At 60.5% G+C, this 16,520-nt stretch carries 13 protein-coding genes; 6 read left to right on the forward strand and 7 right to left on the reverse strand.

Annotation, left to right across the window (positions count from 1 at the left end; all coding sequences use genetic code 11):
• The first annotated feature begins 56 nt into the window (after positions 1-56).
• The 3 genes from adhP (at position 57) to BJF91_RS07955 (ending at position 3,605) form a co-directional block, all read left to right on the forward strand.
• Positions 57-1,085, forward strand: a complete 1,029-nt coding sequence (gene adhP, locus BJF91_RS07945) for an alcohol dehydrogenase AdhP (protein WP_075613964.1) — start codon at positions 57-59, stop codon at positions 1,083-1,085.
• A gap of 244 nt (positions 1,086-1,329) precedes the next feature.
• Positions 1,330-2,505, forward strand: coding sequence for a DUF3734 domain-containing protein (locus BJF91_RS07950; protein WP_083943232.1), 1,176 nt, complete (start codon positions 1,330-1,332; stop codon positions 2,503-2,505).
• A 38-nt stretch (positions 2,506-2,543) separates the two neighbouring features.
• Positions 2,544-3,605 carry a LacI family DNA-binding transcriptional regulator gene (locus tag BJF91_RS07955; RefSeq protein ID WP_210289056.1) on the forward strand — a complete coding sequence of 354 codons (1,062 nt, stop codon included), beginning with the start codon at positions 2,544-2,546 and terminating at the stop codon, positions 3,603-3,605.
• 7 nt (positions 3,606-3,612) lie between these two features.
• On the opposite strand, the gene BJF91_RS07960 is transcribed toward BJF91_RS07955, so the two are convergent.
• The 6 genes from BJF91_RS07960 to BJF91_RS07985 are packed head-to-tail and all read right to left on the reverse strand — an operon-like array spanning position 3,613 to position 11,746.
• On the reverse strand, positions 3,613-4,665 hold the full coding sequence (locus BJF91_RS07960) for a carbohydrate ABC transporter permease (RefSeq protein ID WP_075613966.1): 1,053 nt from the start codon (positions 4,663-4,665) through the stop codon (positions 3,613-3,615).
• 1 nt (position 4,666) lies between these two features.
• A complete protein-coding gene (locus BJF91_RS07965; RefSeq protein WP_075613967.1) occupies positions 4,667-5,647 on the reverse strand; it encodes a carbohydrate ABC transporter permease in 981 nt (326 codons plus the stop codon).
• Positions 5,644-6,762, reverse strand: coding sequence for an ABC transporter ATP-binding protein (locus tag BJF91_RS07970; RefSeq protein WP_075613968.1), 1,119 nt, complete (start codon positions 6,760-6,762; stop codon positions 5,644-5,646). Before BJF91_RS07970 ends, BJF91_RS07965 begins: the two co-directional genes overlap by 4 nt.
• 18 nt (positions 6,763-6,780) lie before the next feature.
• A complete protein-coding gene (gene pglB, locus BJF91_RS07975) occupies positions 6,781-8,115 on the reverse strand; it encodes a polygalacturonase PglB (RefSeq protein WP_075613969.1) in 1,335 nt (444 codons plus the stop codon).
• On the reverse strand, positions 8,112-9,200 hold the full coding sequence (gene bglB / locus BJF91_RS07980) for a beta-galactosidase BglB (protein ID WP_075613970.1): 1,089 nt from the start codon (positions 9,198-9,200) through the stop codon (positions 8,112-8,114). Before bglB ends, pglB begins: the two co-directional genes overlap by 4 nt.
• A gap of 8 nt (positions 9,201-9,208) precedes the next feature.
• Positions 9,209-11,746 carry a hypothetical protein gene (locus tag BJF91_RS07985; protein WP_075614524.1) on the reverse strand — a complete coding sequence of 846 codons (2,538 nt, stop codon included), beginning with the start codon at positions 11,744-11,746 and terminating at the stop codon, positions 9,209-9,211.
• Between the two features lie 192 nt (positions 11,747-11,938).
• Between BJF91_RS07985 and BJF91_RS07990 the strand changes: the two genes are divergently transcribed.
• Positions 11,939-13,216 (forward strand): ABC transporter substrate-binding protein, encoded by a 1,278-nt coding sequence (locus BJF91_RS07990; RefSeq protein ID WP_075613971.1) that lies wholly within the window; start codon positions 11,939-11,941, stop codon positions 13,214-13,216.
• A 33-nt stretch (positions 13,217-13,249) separates the two neighbouring features.
• On the opposite strand, the gene BJF91_RS07995 is transcribed toward BJF91_RS07990, so the two are convergent.
• Positions 13,250-13,717, reverse strand: coding sequence for a hypothetical protein (locus BJF91_RS07995; RefSeq protein WP_075613972.1), 468 nt, complete (start codon positions 13,715-13,717; stop codon positions 13,250-13,252).
• Positions 13,718-13,867: 150 nt separating this feature from the next.
• On the opposite strand from BJF91_RS07995, the gene BJF91_RS08000 reads away from it, so the two are divergent.
• Positions 13,868-15,043, forward strand: a complete 1,176-nt coding sequence (locus BJF91_RS08000) for an alpha-hydroxy acid oxidase (RefSeq protein ID WP_075613973.1) — start codon at positions 13,868-13,870, stop codon at positions 15,041-15,043.
• 115 nt (positions 15,044-15,158) lie between these two features.
• Positions 15,159-16,511: an MFS transporter gene (locus tag BJF91_RS08005; RefSeq protein ID WP_075613974.1), complete on the forward strand. Its 1,353-nt coding sequence runs from the start codon at positions 15,159-15,161 to the stop codon at positions 16,509-16,511.
• The last annotated feature ends 9 nt before the right edge of the window (positions 16,512-16,520 follow it).

Genomic DNA, 16,520 nt, shown 5'->3' on the forward strand with positions numbered 1-16,520 from the left:
GGCGCGGACCCCAGATATTGACGTTGAAATCAGTCAATTTTCACAGGGAGAACACCATGTCATCGATGATGAAAGCCGCTGTTGCGCGTGCATTCGGCAAGCCGCTGACCATTGAGGAAATGCCGATCCCCGAACCCGGCCCCGGCCAGATTCTGGTGAAATATATGGCAACCGGCGTTTGCCATACAGACCTTCACGCCATCCAGGGCGATTGGCCGGTCAAGCCAAGTCCGCCGTTCATTCCAGGTCATGAGGGAGTCGGTTTCGTCGCCAAGCTCGGCGCTGGGGTCACGCGCATCAAGGAAGGCGACCGGGTCGGCGTGCCGTGGCTGCACACGGCCTGCGGTTGCTGCAACCCTTGCCGCACCGGTTGGGAAACCCTTTGCGGAAGCCAGCAAAATACCGGCTATTCGGTCAACGGCACCTTCGCTCAATACGGCCTTGCCGACGCTGACTATGTCGGCCGCCTACCCGACGCTCTCGAATTCGGCCCAGCCGCGCCTGTGTTGTGCGCCGGTGTCACCGTCTACAAGGGCCTGAAGGAAACCGAAGTGCGCCCCGGCGAATGGGTTGTCATCTCGGGCATTGGCGGCCTCGGTCACATGGCCGTGCAATATGCCAAGGCCATGGGCATGCATGTTGTTGCCGCAGATATCTTCGACGACAAGCTTGACCTCGCCAAGAAGCTGGGTGCCGATATCACCGTCAATGGCCGCGATGCCGATGCCATCGAGCAGGTGCAGAAGGCAACCGGCGGCGTCCATGGCGCGCTGGTCACTGCCGTTTCGCCGAAAGCGATGGAGCAAGCCTATGGCTTCCTGCGTTCGAAAGGCACGATGGCGCTGGTCGGCCTGCCGCCGGGCTTTATCTCGCTGCCGGTGTTCGACACTGTGTTGAAGCGCATCACCGTGCGCGGCTCCATCGTCGGCACGCGGCAGGATCTCGAGGAGTCGCTGCAATTTGCCGGCGAAGGCAAGGTTGCCGCCCATTTCTCCTGGGACAAACTCGAGAATATCAATGAGATCTTCAAGCGCATGGAAGAAGGCAAAATTGACGGCCGTATCGTGCTCGATCTGGCCGCATAAAAGCGGGAAGGCCCTGCGCCCGATCCGGCGCAAGGGTCTCTTGCAGCATCGGACCGAAGAGGGGAAGCCCGCTTTCGGTCCGATGCGACACCATAAAAAGAGAGCATTGTGCTCATTGCGATTTCCTGCACGTTGCTCCCTTGGCAAATAACGGTCAGTTTCCCGGCAGATCGGTAGCAAGCCACTGGAATAGCGCGGAAAACCGGCTATCTTTACGGCAATGCAACAATCATGGTGATTGCCGATGGTGCCGCCCAAGTCCTCTTCCGAGGTCCGTTCCGAACCCACTCTAGAACCCAATTCAGCGACAGACCGGATTTTCGTCTTCCAGGGTGGCGGAGCGCTCGGCGCCTATCAGGCTGGCGCATACGAAGCCATGCATGCCCATGACGTCGATCCAGATTGGTTGGCTGGCATTTCCATCGGCGCGATCAATTCGGCGCTGATCGCCGGCAGCCCGCGCGAGAAGCGAGTGGAGAACCTGCGTGCTTTCTGGGACATGGTCTCGTCTCAGCTGAACTTTCCGATTGGCGACCACGGCACCGAAATCAGACGGACGACAAACGATCTCTCGGCGCTTGCCGGAATGATGATGGGCATCCCCGGCTTCTTTTCGCCGCGTCTGCCGACCCCGCAGCAGATCCTGTTCAATCCCGATTACCGCGTCAGCGTCTACGACACCGAACCGCTGATCAAAACGCTGAACAATCTCGTCGATTTCAAGCTGCTCAATGACGGCCCGACACGCCTCAGCCTCGGCGCCGTCGAGGTTCTCTCAGGCAATTTCGCTTATTTCGACAATCGGCGTATCCGGCTCGACGCGCGCCATATCGCCGCCTCAGGCGCGCTTCCGCCCGGCTTTCCGTCTGTCGAAATCGACGGTCGCCATTACTGGGATGGCGGCCTCGTCTCCAATACGCCGCTGCAGCATGTGCTGGAGACCAACGAGAGCCGCAGGGACATGGAGATCTTCCAGGTAGACCTGTTCAGCGCGCGCGGCGACATGCCCAAAGACCAGTTCGAGGTCGAGAGCCGGACCAAGGAAATTCGCTTTTCCAGCCGGACCCGCATGAATACCGACGAATTCGCCCGCAAACAGGTGGTACGCCGTGCAGCAAAACGCCTGCTCGACAAGCTGCCGCCGGAATTTCAGGATGACGAGGATGCGCAGATCCTGCGCTCCGTCGGTCAAGAATATGATGTCACGATCGTCCATCTCATTCATCGGCGCGCAGCTCATGCGACCCATTCCATGGACTATGAATTTTCCAGAGCCTCAATCGACGAGCACTGGCAGGCGGGCTTCGATGACGCCAGCTACACCTTGAAACATCCGAAATGGCGCAATCGCGGCCGCCCTCGCGACGGTATCCAGATCTTCGACCTGAGCCGCGAACGGCGGCTTCGCATGGGAGCGTGACCGATGCTGCCATATTGGGGTATGATGCCTCGTTATAGCTGCGCCATCGAGGAGAAAGCGTGAAAGCGAAGATCAGCCTGAAGAACGTGGCGCTGGACGCCGGCGTTTCGATCAGCACCGCCTCGCATGCTCTGAACGGCACGGCGCCGTTGACTTCAGAGGTGCGCGACCGGGTGATCTCGTCGGCGCAACGGCTAGGCTATCTGGAAAAGCGGCGCAACAAAGCAACCATCGCAACGCTGCGATCGATCCTTCTGGCCGTTGCCGGCGACGCCGCGCCGCAAAGCGACCTCAACCTGGTCAGCTGGACCGTCATGAACGGACTGCGCGAGGAATGCGAGCGCCGGGCGATCCGCATCGTGCCCTGTGTCACGCCTGGAAGCCGGATCGATGCCGGCGAAATCAAGCGCACTGCCCTATCCGAAAAGGTCGACGGTATCGTCATCATCAATGACGACCGCGCCGACCTCATCCGGGCGATCGCGCAATTGCCGCAGCCATCTGTCATCATCAACGGCGAAGACCCGTCGATGCGGATCGATACGGTCACGGCCGGAAACCGGTTTGGGGCGCGTCAGGCTGTTGAGCATCTGCTGACACTCGGACATCGGCGCATCCTGCATGTCACCTGGCCGGGCCGCACCACGATCCGCCGCCGGTATGACGGCTATGTCGACGCCTTTCTCGGCGCCGGCCTGCCCGCCCCTGTCGATATGGTGGTGGAAGCCACAAGCTATGAACCGGCTGAAGGCGAGCGTGTGTTGCGCGAACTGCTGAGCGCCGACCCATCGATGAAGCAGGCTTCCGCCATCTTCTGCGCCGCCGACAATCTGGCCCTTGGTTGCCTGAAGACCCTCGCCAAAGCAGGCATAAAAGTGCCCGACGACATTTCGGTCCTCGGCTGCGACGATATTCTTCCCGGAGAATTCAGCAGCCCGCCGCTATCGACCATCCAGCTGCCCAGCGCCCGTCTCGGAGCAGCTGCCCTCAGCCTGATCGAGCAGCGCCTCGTCTCGCTCGATCCGCTGCGCCCGGCCCACCGCCTGGAGCTCGGCTGCCGGTTGGTCCTGCGCGGCAGCGTCGCACCGCCGCGGCTTTAACTAGTTCTCACTTCATTCCTGTTCCGGCGATGCCGGTCGTGATGTATTTCTGCAGGAACAGGAAGACCAGGGTTACCGGCAGCAGACTGAGGAAGGTCATGGCGAGAATATAGTTCCACTGCACCGAAAACTCGCCCTGGAAAGCGTTGAGACCCACCTGGAGGGTGAAGTTCTCGCGGCTGCTGAGCACGATCAGCGGCCAAAGGAAATCGTTCCAGCGCCAGAGGACGGAGAAGATCGCGAGCACGGCGAGCGCCGGTGCTGTCAGCGGCAGGACAATGCGCCAAAAGATCCTGAATTCGCTGGCAGCATCCACCCTTGCCGCTTCGATCAACTCGTCGGGAATGGTCAGCATATACTGGCGCAGCAGGAAGACGCCGGTCGGCGAGGCGACCGTGGGAATGATGACGCCCCAGAGATTGTCGACCAGTCCGACGCCGACAATGACGAGATAGGCGGGAACCATGACAACCGTCAGCGGGATCATCAGGGTGGAAATGATCAGCACGAACACCGCCTTGTCGCCGGCAAATTTGTATTTCGACAAAGCAAAGGCCGCCAGGGCATTGACGATAAGCGTCAGCGCCGTCGCCACTACGGTCACGAAGACGGAGTTCTTCAAGAAGGTGAGAAAGGCAAAACGGGTTAGCGGGTCGGTATAGTTTTCCGTGGCAACCGTCAGACTCTGGACCGGCGCAATCGTGCGGGTGTCGACGCTGACAGGCGCCTGCGGATTATTGGGATCGACCATCTGCGCCTTCAAGCCGATGCGCCGCACCATAGCCATGGTTTTCGTCTGGCCATCCACTGTCACCTGCCAGAGGGTGAGCGGCTTGTCATAGCCCGTCACCGTCACTTCGCTCGCCGCACGCGGTAAAAGCGTCGGCGGAAACCGGGTGATTTCGGCGGCGGGTTTCATCGAGGAGAGACCGGCCCAGACAGCCGGCACCAGCACGGCAAGCGTTCCAAGCACCAGCCAGAGCCAGGCCAGAATATCTGTCAGACCGATGCGGCCGGGTCGGCGGGTGCGGGTCAGGAAGGCAATGGGATTGAGGCTCATGTCACTGCTCCAGTTTCTTCGACAGGCCAAGCTGCAGCAGTGTCAGGATCAACAGAACCACGCCCATCAGGGTTGCCGCCGCAGACGCAAGCCCAAACAGCCGCAGATCGCTGCCGAAGGCCATCTGGTAGATATATTGCACGATGAAACTATTGGCCGTGCCTGGCCCGCCGCCATTGGTCAGCACCCAGGCCTCGTCGAAAATCTGTACGGAGCGGATCATCAGCAGGATCAGCACCACGAGAAGATTGGGCGCAAGGAGTGGCAGGGTGATGCGAAACAGCACCCGGCGCGGCGATGCCGCATCGATTGCCGCCGCTTCATAGAGGTCCTTCGGGATCGCCTGCAGGCCGGCAAGCAGGATCAGCGTGTAGAAGCCCATGTGAAACCAGACGGAGACGACCACGACGAAGAAGCGCGACCAGCCGACTTCGAGCAGGAAGATTTCCGGGGGCACGCCGAGCATTTGCAGGAAGGCGTTGAGCAAGCCGTTGCGATCGAGGAACCATTTCCAGATCAAGCCGATTACGACAGGCGACAGCAGAACCGGATAAAAGAACATCGCGCGGAAGAAGCCGCGCGCCACCATGGCGCGGTTGAGGATCAGCGCCGTGGTCAGCGCCACGAACAGCGTGGCGACGACATTGAAGCCAACGAACCAGAGCGTATTCCAAATGGCCGTCCAGAACAGCGATTCCGTGCAGGTGCCAGGCTCAAGATAATTGCCGCAGCTCAGCAATTGCCGGAAATTGTCCAGCCCGACATAGGGTCGCTCCGAAACGAACAGATTGGTGCCGCCCGTAAAGGCATAGCCGATGGAAATCACGATCGGCAGGAACGTAAAAATGCCGAACAGGATAAGGTTGGGCGCCAGAAATACGTAAGGCATTCGCTTGCGGCCAAACAGCCGCTCCAGCCCGTTCAACGGCGCTTCGACCACGAGCATGGCACGGTCGAGCAGGCGGTCGGCAAAGCTGTTCATGCCGCGATGCCTCCACTCAACTGCCCACGTCTGACCGTCAGTGCCCGTTCCGTGGCGGGATCAAAGACATGGACCGCCCCTGCGGTCGGCGCGATCTGCAAGCGCGTTCCCTCGGCGACGGCCAAATGGCCGGCCTGATGGAGGATCACTTGCTCCTCCTGCCCTTCGATCTTACCATAGAGATAGGTTTCGGTGCCAAGGCTCTCGCAATAACCGGTCACGAAAGGCAGACCATCTGTCTCGGTGCGGGCAAAATGCGCCGGGCGAATGCCGACAAGAACATCCTGGCCGGGCCTTGTCACAGCCATATCGACAGAGGCCGACAGCCGATGCGGGTGGCCGACATCGATCTGCGCTACGCCATTGTCGATGTTGACGATCTGGCCTTTCAGCATATTCATACGCGGCGAGCCAAGGAAGCCGGCGACGAACAGATTGCAGGGGTTTTCGAAGAGATCGAGCGGCGTGCCCACCTGCTCGACGCGGCCGGCCCTGAGCACGACGATCTTGTCGGCCATGGTCATGGCTTCCACCTGATCGTGGGTGACGTAAATCATCGTGGTCTTGATGTCGCGATGCAGGCGGGTGATTTCGGCGCGGGTCTGAACCCGCAGCGCGGCATCGAGATTGGACAAGGGTTCGTCGAACAGGAAGATTTCCGGCTCGCGCACGATCGCCCGGCCAATGGCAACTCGCTGGCGCTGACCGCCGGAGAGCTGGCGCGGCTTGCGGTCGAGATAGGGCTCAATGGCGAGCATCCGCGCCGCCTCGGCAATGCGCGCCTCGATCTCGTCCCGCTTGAACTTCAGGTTTTCCAGCCCGAAGGCGAGATTCTTGCGTACGCTCATATGCGGATAAAGCGCGTAGGACTGGAAAACCATGGCGATCTGCCGCTCGGCGGGCGAGAGCTTGGCAACATCGCGCCCATCGATCTTGATCTCGCCCGAGGTGATCTCTTCAAGCCCGGCAATGATCCGCAGCAGGGTCGATTTCCCGCAGCCCGATGGGCCGACGAAGACCACGAATTCACCGTTGTCGATCGATAGATCGATATCGTGCAGGACCTTGACGGCGCCATAGGCCTTGGAAAGCCCCTTCAGTGTCAACGCGCCCATATCATCCTCCCAGATGCTTCAGTTCTTTTCTTCAACACGATCCAGCCGGTTCCAGCCATCAGGCAGCGGCTGCGGCCTGTCGATGACGAGATCATCCACGACAAGCCCTTCCACACCCGAGGCAAACAGGCCGGGCATACCGCCGGGATAATCGACCACGCCGACAATGCGGCCGTCGGCGCCGCGCGTCCAGGCATTGGCGCGGCCATGCGCTTCCGGTGCCGGCGCCAGATCGGCATTGGTCGGACGCATATCATAGCGCAGGCCGGTGCCAAGCGCGCCGGGCTGCTGTGCCAGTTGCACGCGCCGCAAGGCGACATCGTGAATGCCTGATGCCGCCCAGGCAACAAGGTTGATTGCCCCTTCCATCCGACCGCTGATATCCTCGACAACGAGACCGCGCACGGACCCCGCCGGCCGTTCCGGCACCCGGTCGACCACCGTTACCGTCAGCGCCTCGCCAGAGCCCCAGAACCCATCAGGCGTCTCGTGGCAATCGAGCGAAATGCGCGAGAACCTGACATCGGAAACCTTGCCGCCATCGCGAGAAAAGATCCCAAGCCCGCGATTGGACCGCTCGACGCGGCAATCCTCGAAGATCACACGGGCAAAATCGCCAAAGCTTTCGGTACCGAGTTTCAGGGCGCAGCTCTGGCTGGAAACGGTGCAGCGGCGGACCGTGACGTCTTCGCAGGTGCCTATAGCGCGGCCATCCGGCCCAGCGCTGGTTTTCAGGCAAATGCCGTCATCGGCCGTTTCGATCTCGCAGTCTTCGATCAACACCCGGCGGCAGGCATCGAGCACCATGCCATCGGTATTGGGCAGGCGGCAGTTGTTGCGGACCTTCATGTCGCTCAGATGCACGTCCTCGCAATTGACGAAATGCAGCGTCCACATCGGCGAGTTCTCGACATGCAACCGATCGAGCCGCACCCCACGGCAACCTTCCAACACCAGAACGCGGGGGCGGAATTCAGCGGGGATGAAAACACCGACGCTCTCGTCGTCGCCTGTGATAAAGGCATCGCCGCCGGCATCGATCTTGCCTGGACCGGTCAGCGCAATATGACTTGCTCCACGCGCCACCAGCATCCCACGGTTGGATTTTTCCGCAATGACTGAGACAATGTTATCGCTGTAAGCCTGATAATCAGGCACCGGAGACAGAACGGCGCCCTCGGCCAGATGCAGTTCGACATCCGAGCGCAGTTGCAGCCCGCCCACCGCGTGGACGCCCGCCGCCAGCACCACCCGACCGCCGCCGCCGGACGACAAAGCGTCCATCGCGGCCTGGATCGCCTCGGTTCGGTCGCCCTGCTGATGCGCGATAACCACATCCAGCATATCGGTCATTGGGCGTCCTCCCCGGCAGATTCCGCGCCGGACAGGGCAACGTCCGTCAGCAGCAGCAGTGCCAGCGCCTGACCATAGGGCGTTGGCAGATTGGGAATGCGGCGATAGAAGTCGAGGTCATGGCCCATCGGCGTCCCGTCCGAAACACCAAGTACGACACCGTCATCATCAATCTGGCCCAGCACGGCGGCAAGCGCCTTGTCGGCGTAAAGCTTGTCTTCAGCAGGCAGAATGCCGGCCTCGATGCCGCGCAAAATGCCATAGGCAATGCCTGATGTCGCCGAGGTTTCCAGCGGTGAGGTTGGATCGTTCAGCAGCGTGTGGAACATGCCGTCGTCGCGCTGAAATGCCTTCAACGACCGCAGCTGGCTCTTCAGCACGTTGGCCAGGAAGCGCCGATCCTTTTCGTCGATATCAGGCACCAGGAAAAACAATTCAGGAATGGCGACGGTGATCCAGGCATTGCCGCGCGCCCAGAAGGCGCGAGCGAAATTGTGCCGACCGACAAAGGTCCAGCCGTGATACCAGAGACCGGTCACCGGGTCGGATAGATAGCGCGCATGGATCATGAACTGGTAGACGGCCTCGTCGATCCAGTCACGGCGACCGAAATGTACGCCCGCCTGTGCCAGAAACAACCCGGCCATGAACAGGGTGTCGTCCCAGAGTTCGCCCTCGTTCAGCCGCTCCTTCACCACATGCTGAAAGCCGCCATCCTCGGTTTTCGGCAGGCTTTTCACCAGCCAATCGGCCCAATCCTCGACAAGGGCCGCAAAATCCGGCCGGTCGACATGGCCGATGAGAATGGCCAGCGGCAGCATCGGCGCGGTGCTGTTGATCTGGCGCGGCGGCAGGCCACGGGCGATCTGACGGCCATACCAGTCGACGAGATCATCGATTGCCTTAGAATCGCCATTAGCAATCGCCCGGCGCAGGAAGCCGTATAGGCCGACTCCCACTTCCCAGTCCCATTCATCGAACTGAATGCCGCCAGCCTCGCCGCTCAGGCCTTCCTTGATGCCCTTGAGACGGCTGAAAGCGGCTGCTACCTTATCGATTGTCTGTTGCAGAGTCTGCGTCATCATCCGATCCACTAATAAAAGAGAGGGGCGATCTCGCCCTGATCCGAGGTGTTGCTGTCATAGGTCATCACCGGCTGTGGCTGGTCATGCCGGAACGGCAGGACGCGCGTCCCGAGCCTGAACATGCCATCGTAGGAGAGCGTCAGGGCCTCGCCACCGGATGGCGTCAGGCTGAGTGTCCGCGCTTCAGCATCGAAGGTCACGACACTTTCCTTGAGTCGTCCACAGAAGCTGGGAAAGTCGGTTTCCTGCCCGGAACCAACCACGGCGACCCAGCCGGAAAGCGGCGCCATGGAGCGCAATTCGCGCCCGGCCGTCGCGCCACTCTCCTGCAGCTCAAGACCATGACTGTTGTAAAGCGCCGCAAAGCCCCTGCCGGCGCGAACAAATACCCAGTGCTCCTCAATCAAGACCTCGTCCAGCCCGTCACGGCCGAGATAGGCATGGGTAAACGGCATGCGCCCACCTGCCGTATCGGCGATCAGCAATGCCGTATCGCCATGCTGGGCAACGCGGGGCAGGATGCCGTTACCGGCCCAATAGGACGGACGCTGCGAGCCCCAGGGATCATCTTCGCCGGGATGATTGATCCACAGCCGCGCCATCGGATGACCGGCAAGCCTGATATCCAGCACATGCTGCTGGTGCCCCTTCGTCCCGGTCTTGTGATCGACAACGGTGGACAGCTGCGAGGCTTCTGTCTTGAACACGGTCAGCCTGCCGGCCTCGAGCCCCTGCGCATAACGCGCCTCAATGCGGCGCCCTTCCTCAAGGCGGGCGAGCGGCGCGAGATCGGCCGGCGGCTGATAATCACTGGCGCAGAACATCGGTAGCGAGGCGACGCCACCGTTCAGCCAGCCCTCACCGAAGGCGACATAGGCAAAGGGCGCCAGTTCCGTCAGCGGCCCGGCGCGCAATTCCTTGTCATAGGCCCGCCCCTGCGATCCGGCCGGCACGCCCGCCAGCGTGTGCAGGGCGATCATCCGGAAGATCAGATCGAGTTGGCCGCGCGCGCGAGCGGCGATCTCAGGTTCCGCCCAATGCTCCAGTGCCAGCAGGCCTATGAAATCAATCGGGTAGTAAGCCGCCGAATTCCATTCAGCGAGGCCATGGGCCTCTGAACTGTCGAACCAGCGATGCAGACGATGGCGGGCAAGAGCCGCCTGCGCCGTGCCGGTGCGGCCGGAAGCAGAAAATACGGCATCGGGAAAAAGCTGGCCGGCCAGCAGCTGGCTGGTATGGAAGCACAGGACATGATTCTCACTCCAGAACCACATCACATCATTGCCGGGCTCATCCACCCAGTAGCGATAGTTCAGCACCGATTGGCGCACCCGCGCCAGCAAATCTTCGCTGAGGACATTTGGGTAAGCGCCAAGCAGCCAGAGCAGCGGCACCATGATGAAATCGGAACAATCGTCGCGCCGATCAATGGAGGCGAGCGTATCGGTAATCAGCCGCTCCAGCACGGCCTCATCCACCTCCCCTGACGCTGCCATGGCCAAAACCCGCCCAATGCGCGGCGCGCCATGGCGGGCCGAATAGACCAGCGCCTCACGCTTGCGCTCCGCCAAGCTGCCAGTGGAGATTTTCGGGCTGACATCGCTGATAAAAGCCGCATCCAGCACCCGACCGGCGGTGCTGACGCCCTCGCCCAGCCGCAAATCTATGCCGTGATAGCCATCGGCGATGCCGCGCGTCTGCGGGATGGTCACCACGCTTTCGCCTGCGCCCAGCACTAGCTGCTCGTGAACCAGCAAGGCTCGATCATGTCCGTGGCTATAGACCCGCACCTCGACAGGCACGTCGACCGGCGCCGCCTCATCGAACAGCAATTGCAGCGGCTCGTTGACAAACACATCGCGGGCCGGGCGAACACTGCGGATAAGCCCCTCCAACCGGTCAATCGTTTCTGCATCCAGCGCCGCCGGCAATTGCACGGCAACCGGCACCTGATCCGTCACCTCCAACTCCACGAACCAGACGGTGTCGCGCTCAGCCAGATCCTCGGTATGAACCAGAATGTCGTTGTCGCCCTCGGATAGCGTGAGAACGATATCGGTCGCGGATTCGACATTGCGGCGGAACGGCTCGAACCGCACCTGCTCCACACCATTTACCCAAATGCGCACACCGCCACAGGTCTTCAGCCGCAGCGCCAGACTGCGGGCCATCGGCGCCTTGAACGTGCCCCGCAGCCAGCGCCGCACATGGGTCGGGCCATGCCAGAAATGGGTAAACTCCACACGCCGGTTGGCGCCGGGCAGATTGAGGCGATCCACCGGCCAATCCCACTCAGGCGCAATCAGGCGCCCGACCATCGTCGCCCAGAAGGCCTTGCGGCAGGGCAGATCGCCAACATCGACGAAGCCGTTGATGAAGCGGTAATCAGCTCGATCCTCCGCCGGCGCGGGCTCACCCGGAAAAGAAGTGGCAATGAGCGGCGACACCAGCCAGGCCGTAACCGTCTCCCCCTGGCAGACCTCATAAAGAGGCTGATCATTGGGCTCGTGTGGCGCTGAGGTTGCGGGCCTTTCGACGATGGTCATGGCTCGCCTCCCTGCGATCATGAAATTATTTTTATTAAGTGCATCAAATCGCCGAACAGACACGAAATCCGTCGATTTTTCCCGACAAAACAGCTTGACGGAAAGTTTGTCAAGTCGCAAAAAGAAGTTGGAGGAGCGCAGATACTTGAGCATTTTCTGCGTTCATGAAATAGTTTTCATAGGGAGGATCACATGTCCAGACTTCTTTCGGGCCTTAGCGGCCTTGCCCTCGCGGCGCTTGCGCTTAGCCAACCGGCCATGGCTGAGACGAAAACCATCACCTTTCTCTTCACCGACGACGACCAGTCCTATGTCGAGCACATGGCCGCACTCAGCAAGGAATTCGAGGCAAGCCATCCCGATGTGAAGATCAATTTCGTGTCGTCGGGCTATGAGGCTGTCGCCAAACAATTGCCGGTGCAGCTGGCGGTCGGCGAAGGCCCTGATCTTGCCAAGATCACCGATTGGCAGCTGGCGCCATTCTTCCTCGACATGCGGCCCTACATGAAAGACCCGGATGGTTATGCGAAGCTGCATGGCGACAGCCTCAACCAAATCCGCCTGCCCGGCATCAGCGATCCCCAGTCGATCAATGGCTATGTGGCCTCGCAGACGCTCAACCTGCCCTTCATCAATAAGACCTTGTTCGAGCAGGCGGGCGAGCCGGTGCCCGGCCCGAAGGCGACGCTGAAAGAGATTGTCGAAGCCTCCGTCCGGGTTGCCAAGAAAACCGGCGTGCAGATCCCCTTTACCATGGACCGCTCCGGCCACCGTTTCTCGGGCGCGGCCTTCTCCTATGGCTCGTCCTATGTCCGCGACGACAAGTTCAGCTTTCCCGACGACGCCGCCAAGGCCTATATTGCCGATCTCTACAGCTGGACGAAGGACGGCAGCTTTCCGAAGGAAATGTGGGGAGCGGCCGGCGGTTCACAATACAAGAACATGGGCGACGAATTCGTCAACGGCAATGTCGTGACCTATCTGGCCGGCAACTGGATGGTCAATCCGTTCCAAAAGAAGATCGGCGATGCCTTCGAATGGACCGCGATCAACGCACCTTGCGGCCCGGCCGGCTGCTATGCCATGCCCGGCGCCACAGCGATTGCCGCGTTTAAACGCACCAAATACCCGGAAGTCGTCGCGCAGTTCGTCGAATTCCTCGGCTCGGAAAAGGTCCAGCGCGACATCGCCGAAAACTACGTGATCCTGACCGGCGCAAAGATCGACAATCCGCAATACAAGCTGACTGACGGCAACGCCAAGGCCTCGATGGCCGTCTTCCTCGCCAACGAGAAGAACGTGCCGCAGGAAGCACGGGTGTTCGAAAAGAAAAAGGGCGGATCGGCGCTCTACCAGCAGATCGTCCAGCGCATGAGCCAGCTGATCGTCGGAGAACTGACGTTGCAGCAGACCTATGACACGCTGGCGGCCGATGTCGAAAAGATCAACACCGCAACGGCCGTGAAGTAGCACCTGTCGCGATAAACCGGCGTGGCCGACTTTTCAGGTCGGCCAGGCCTTCAAGACCTCGAATGACCGCGTCTCCATTTGCGGCCATATCTGCAGGTGGTAACGATCCTCGCCATCGAGACCATCCTCACTCACGGTATCGAGCCCGTTGAAGCAGGCACGAAGACCTATACGGCCGGGCGTGATGTCAAAGCGGGGCGCCGTGTTTTCGTCATCCGTCAGCCCAGCAAGCAAAAGCTGACCAGTCGGGCAGGCGAAGTTCGCCTCAACGACATGCTGGAAGGCGCTGAGATCCACTTCTGGCCGCTGATCATGCCATTCAAGCAAAACCGTTACAGTCATATTGCGCGCCGTATGGACGATCACCCCGTGTTCTCCAGCCATGAGACGTGCTTCAATAGAGTCGTCGCTGTAATCATCAGGCAAGTCGGCACGAGCCTGATCGCGCAGAAAAAACTGGAAATAGTCAGCGAAAATATCGCCTTGATAGAGAATGCGCATCCGAAGTCCTCACAACGTAAGGGATGAAGGAGAAACTATGTCTGACAGCAGGGTCGGCAAGCCTTGACGGCAAATTCTCCTTTGCAATCGCCGAAATTTGGCCGCACACCCTTTGCAGAAAACGTTTCAGACAGCGAAAGGATTCGATCCATGGCCGCAGCATTGACGATCGACGACTTGAAGCGCCAGGCAAAGCGCCGGGTGCCGAAAATGTTCTTCGACTATGCCGATAGCGGTTCCTGGACCGAGAGCACCTACCGAGCCAATGAGAGCGATTTTTCCCGGATCAAGCTGCGCCAGCGGGTTCTCGTCGATATGACCGAACGGTCTTTGGCGGGCACGATGATCGGCGAGCCCGTCAGCATGCCCGTAGCGCTTGCACCGACCGGGATGACAGGCATGCAGCATGCTGATGGCGAGATCCTGGCAGCAGAAGCAGCTGAGGCCTTTGGTGTGCCCTTCACGCTGTCGACCATGAGCATATGCTCGATTGAGGATGTCGCGCTGCATACGCGCCGGCCCTTCTGGTTCCAACTCTATGTTATGAAGGACCGGGACTTCGTCTATAACCTGATGGACCGCGCCAAGGCCGCGAAATGCTCGGCACTGGTGCTGACGCTCGATCTCCAAATCCTCGGCCAGCGTCACAAGGACCTGCGCAACGGCCTCTCGGCCCCGCCAAAATTCACGCCCAAGCACATGTGGCAGATGGCAACACGGCCGCAATGGTGCATTGGCATGGCCAATACGCACCGCCGGCATTTCGGCAACATCGTTGGCCACGCTAAGAATGTCACCGATATGTCCTCGCTTTCGGCCTGGACGGCGGAACAGTTCGACGCCAAACTCTCTTGGGATGATGTTGCCTGGATCAAGGACTACTGGGGCGGCAAGCTGATCCTCAAGGGTGTTCTCGATGTCGAGGACGCGCGCGCCGCCGCCGACAGTGGCGCGGATGCGATCATCGTTTCCAACCACGGCGGACGCCAACTGGATGGCGCTCCCTCATCCATTTCGATGCTACCATCAATAGTTGAAGCAGTTGGCGACAGGATGGAAGTGCATATCGATGGCGGCATCCGCTCGGGACAAGATGTGCTAAGGGCCACAGCACTCGGCGCCAAGGGCACCTATATTGGCCGCCCCTTCCTCTATGGTCTCGGCGCCGGTGGCCGCGATGGCGTGACCCGCGCACTGGACATCATCGCCAAGGAACTCGACATCAGCCTCGCGCTCTGCGGCAAACGGCGACTGACCGATGTCGACGCGTCTATCCTGATGGGCAACCCGTTCCGCTCGGGTCAGCAGGCCGAAAATCGGCCCTGACGGCAACATATCTGTCGACATGTTAGAGCGACGGCATAATCGCTGCAATTGCGCTTGAAATCCCTGATGGAATGGGCGACCAAACTTGATCGGATTTTTTTCGCAAGGCAGGATCATGTCGCCCATTTCCACTCCGCCCTCGCCGCCCCGCCAGCTCACCCGCGCGGATTTTCGCACACTCGGCCTTTCGGCGTTGGGCGGCGCGCTGGAATTCTACGACTTCATCATTTTCGTGTTCTTCGCGGGTGTCATTGGCAAGCTGTTCTTTCCGCCCAACATGCCGGACTGGCTGGTGACTGTGCAGACCTTCGGCATCTTTGCCGCCGGCTATCTGGTGCGGCCGCTGGGCGGGCTGATCCTTGCCCATTTTGGCGACATCTTCGGCCGCAAGAAGGTCTTCGCATTCTCGATCCTGTTGATGGCGCTGTCGACGCTCGGCATGGCCTCCATGCCGACCTTTGCGACAATAGGCATTGCCGCACCTGTTCTGCTGATCCTCATGCGGTTGCTGCAGGGCATTGCCATCGGCGGCGAAGTGCCGGGCGCCTGGACCTTCGTGTCCGAACACGTGCCATTCCGCCGGGTCGGCTTTGCCTGCGGCTTTCTCTGCTCGGGCCTGACGCTCGGTATTCTCTTAGGATCGCTGATTGCCGCCGTCATTAACTCGGTCTTTGCGCCGGAAGATGTCGCGGCCTATGCCTGGCGCATCCCCTTCTTCCTCGGGGGCATCTTCGGTCTTGTCGCCGTTTATCTGCGCCGCTGGTTGCAGGAAACACCCGTCTTTGCCGAAATGCGCCTGGCGCGGGCCGGCATCCCGGAACTGCCGCTGAAGACCGTGCTGCGTGATTATCCGGTTGCCGTCATCATCTCCATGGCGCTGACCTGGGTGCTTGCCGCCTGCCTCGTCGTAACGACGCTGATGACCGCCACGCTCCTGCAAAAGCTCTATGGCTATAGCGCCCAGATCTCGCTGACAGCGACGAGCTTCGGAACGCTGTTCCTGATTTTCAGCACTGCCGCATCGGGCGCTATCGTCGACAAGGTCGGCTCCGGTCGGTTCCTGATGGTGGCAAGCGTGTTTCTGGCGGCAGCAACCTTCGCTTTCTACACCTATGCCGCAACGTCGGTGCCTGTCCTCTTCGCGCTTTATGCATTGATGGGTCTGTCGGTCGGCATCGTCGGCGCAGTGCCCTACGTCATGGTGCGAGCCTTCCCGGCACATGTCCGGTTTAGCGGCCTGTCCTTCTCCTACAACGTCTCCTACGCTATTTTCGGTGGATTGACGCCGATTGCGGTCGCGAGCCTGTTGCCGATCAATCCCATGGCGCATGCATATTATCTGCTGTTCATCTCAGCGCTGGCCTTCCTGCTCGGGATCTATCTGACCCTGAACGGCGGCCGGATCGAGGCCGCCGCCGGCATCGAGGAACTGGGTGAGCGTGACACCCTCGCGACGCCGGTCCACTGACGCAAAACG

Origin of the sequence: Gillisella taibaishanensis (assembly GCF_001938985.1) — a bacterium.
GTDB lineage: Bacteria > Pseudomonadota > Alphaproteobacteria > Rhizobiales > Rhizobiaceae > Allorhizobium > Allorhizobium taibaishanense.

Coding starts and splice junctions, on each gene's coding strand:
- BJF91_RS07995 (WP_075613972.1), bottom strand. CDS start 13,717: ATGCGCATTCTCTATCAAGGCGATATTTTCGCTGACTATTTCCAGTTT.
- BJF91_RS07985 (WP_075614524.1), bottom strand. CDS start 11,746: ATGACCATCGTCGAAAGGCCCGCAACCTCAGCGCCACACGAGCCCAAT.
- BJF91_RS07960 (WP_075613966.1), bottom strand. CDS start 4,665: ATGAGCCTCAATCCCATTGCCTTCCTGACCCGCACCCGCCGACCCGGC.
- BJF91_RS07950 (WP_083943232.1), top strand. CDS start 1,330: ATGGTGCCGCCCAAGTCCTCTTCCGAGGTCCGTTCCGAACCCACTCTA.
- pglB (WP_075613969.1), bottom strand. CDS start 8,115: ATGACCGATATGCTGGATGTGGTTATCGCGCATCAGCAGGGCGACCGA.
- bglB (WP_075613970.1), bottom strand. CDS start 9,200: ATGATGACGCAGACTCTGCAACAGACAATCGATAAGGTAGCAGCCGCT.
- BJF91_RS07970 (WP_075613968.1), bottom strand. CDS start 6,762: ATGGGCGCGTTGACACTGAAGGGGCTTTCCAAGGCCTATGGCGCCGTC.
- BJF91_RS08000 (WP_075613973.1), top strand. CDS start 13,868: ATGGCCGCAGCATTGACGATCGACGACTTGAAGCGCCAGGCAAAGCGC.
- BJF91_RS07990 (WP_075613971.1), top strand. CDS start 11,939: ATGTCCAGACTTCTTTCGGGCCTTAGCGGCCTTGCCCTCGCGGCGCTT.
- adhP (WP_075613964.1), top strand. CDS start 57: ATGTCATCGATGATGAAAGCCGCTGTTGCGCGTGCATTCGGCAAGCCG.
- BJF91_RS08005 (WP_075613974.1), top strand. CDS start 15,159: ATGTCGCCCATTTCCACTCCGCCCTCGCCGCCCCGCCAGCTCACCCGC.
- BJF91_RS07965 (WP_075613967.1), bottom strand. CDS start 5,647: ATGAACAGCTTTGCCGACCGCCTGCTCGACCGTGCCATGCTCGTGGTC.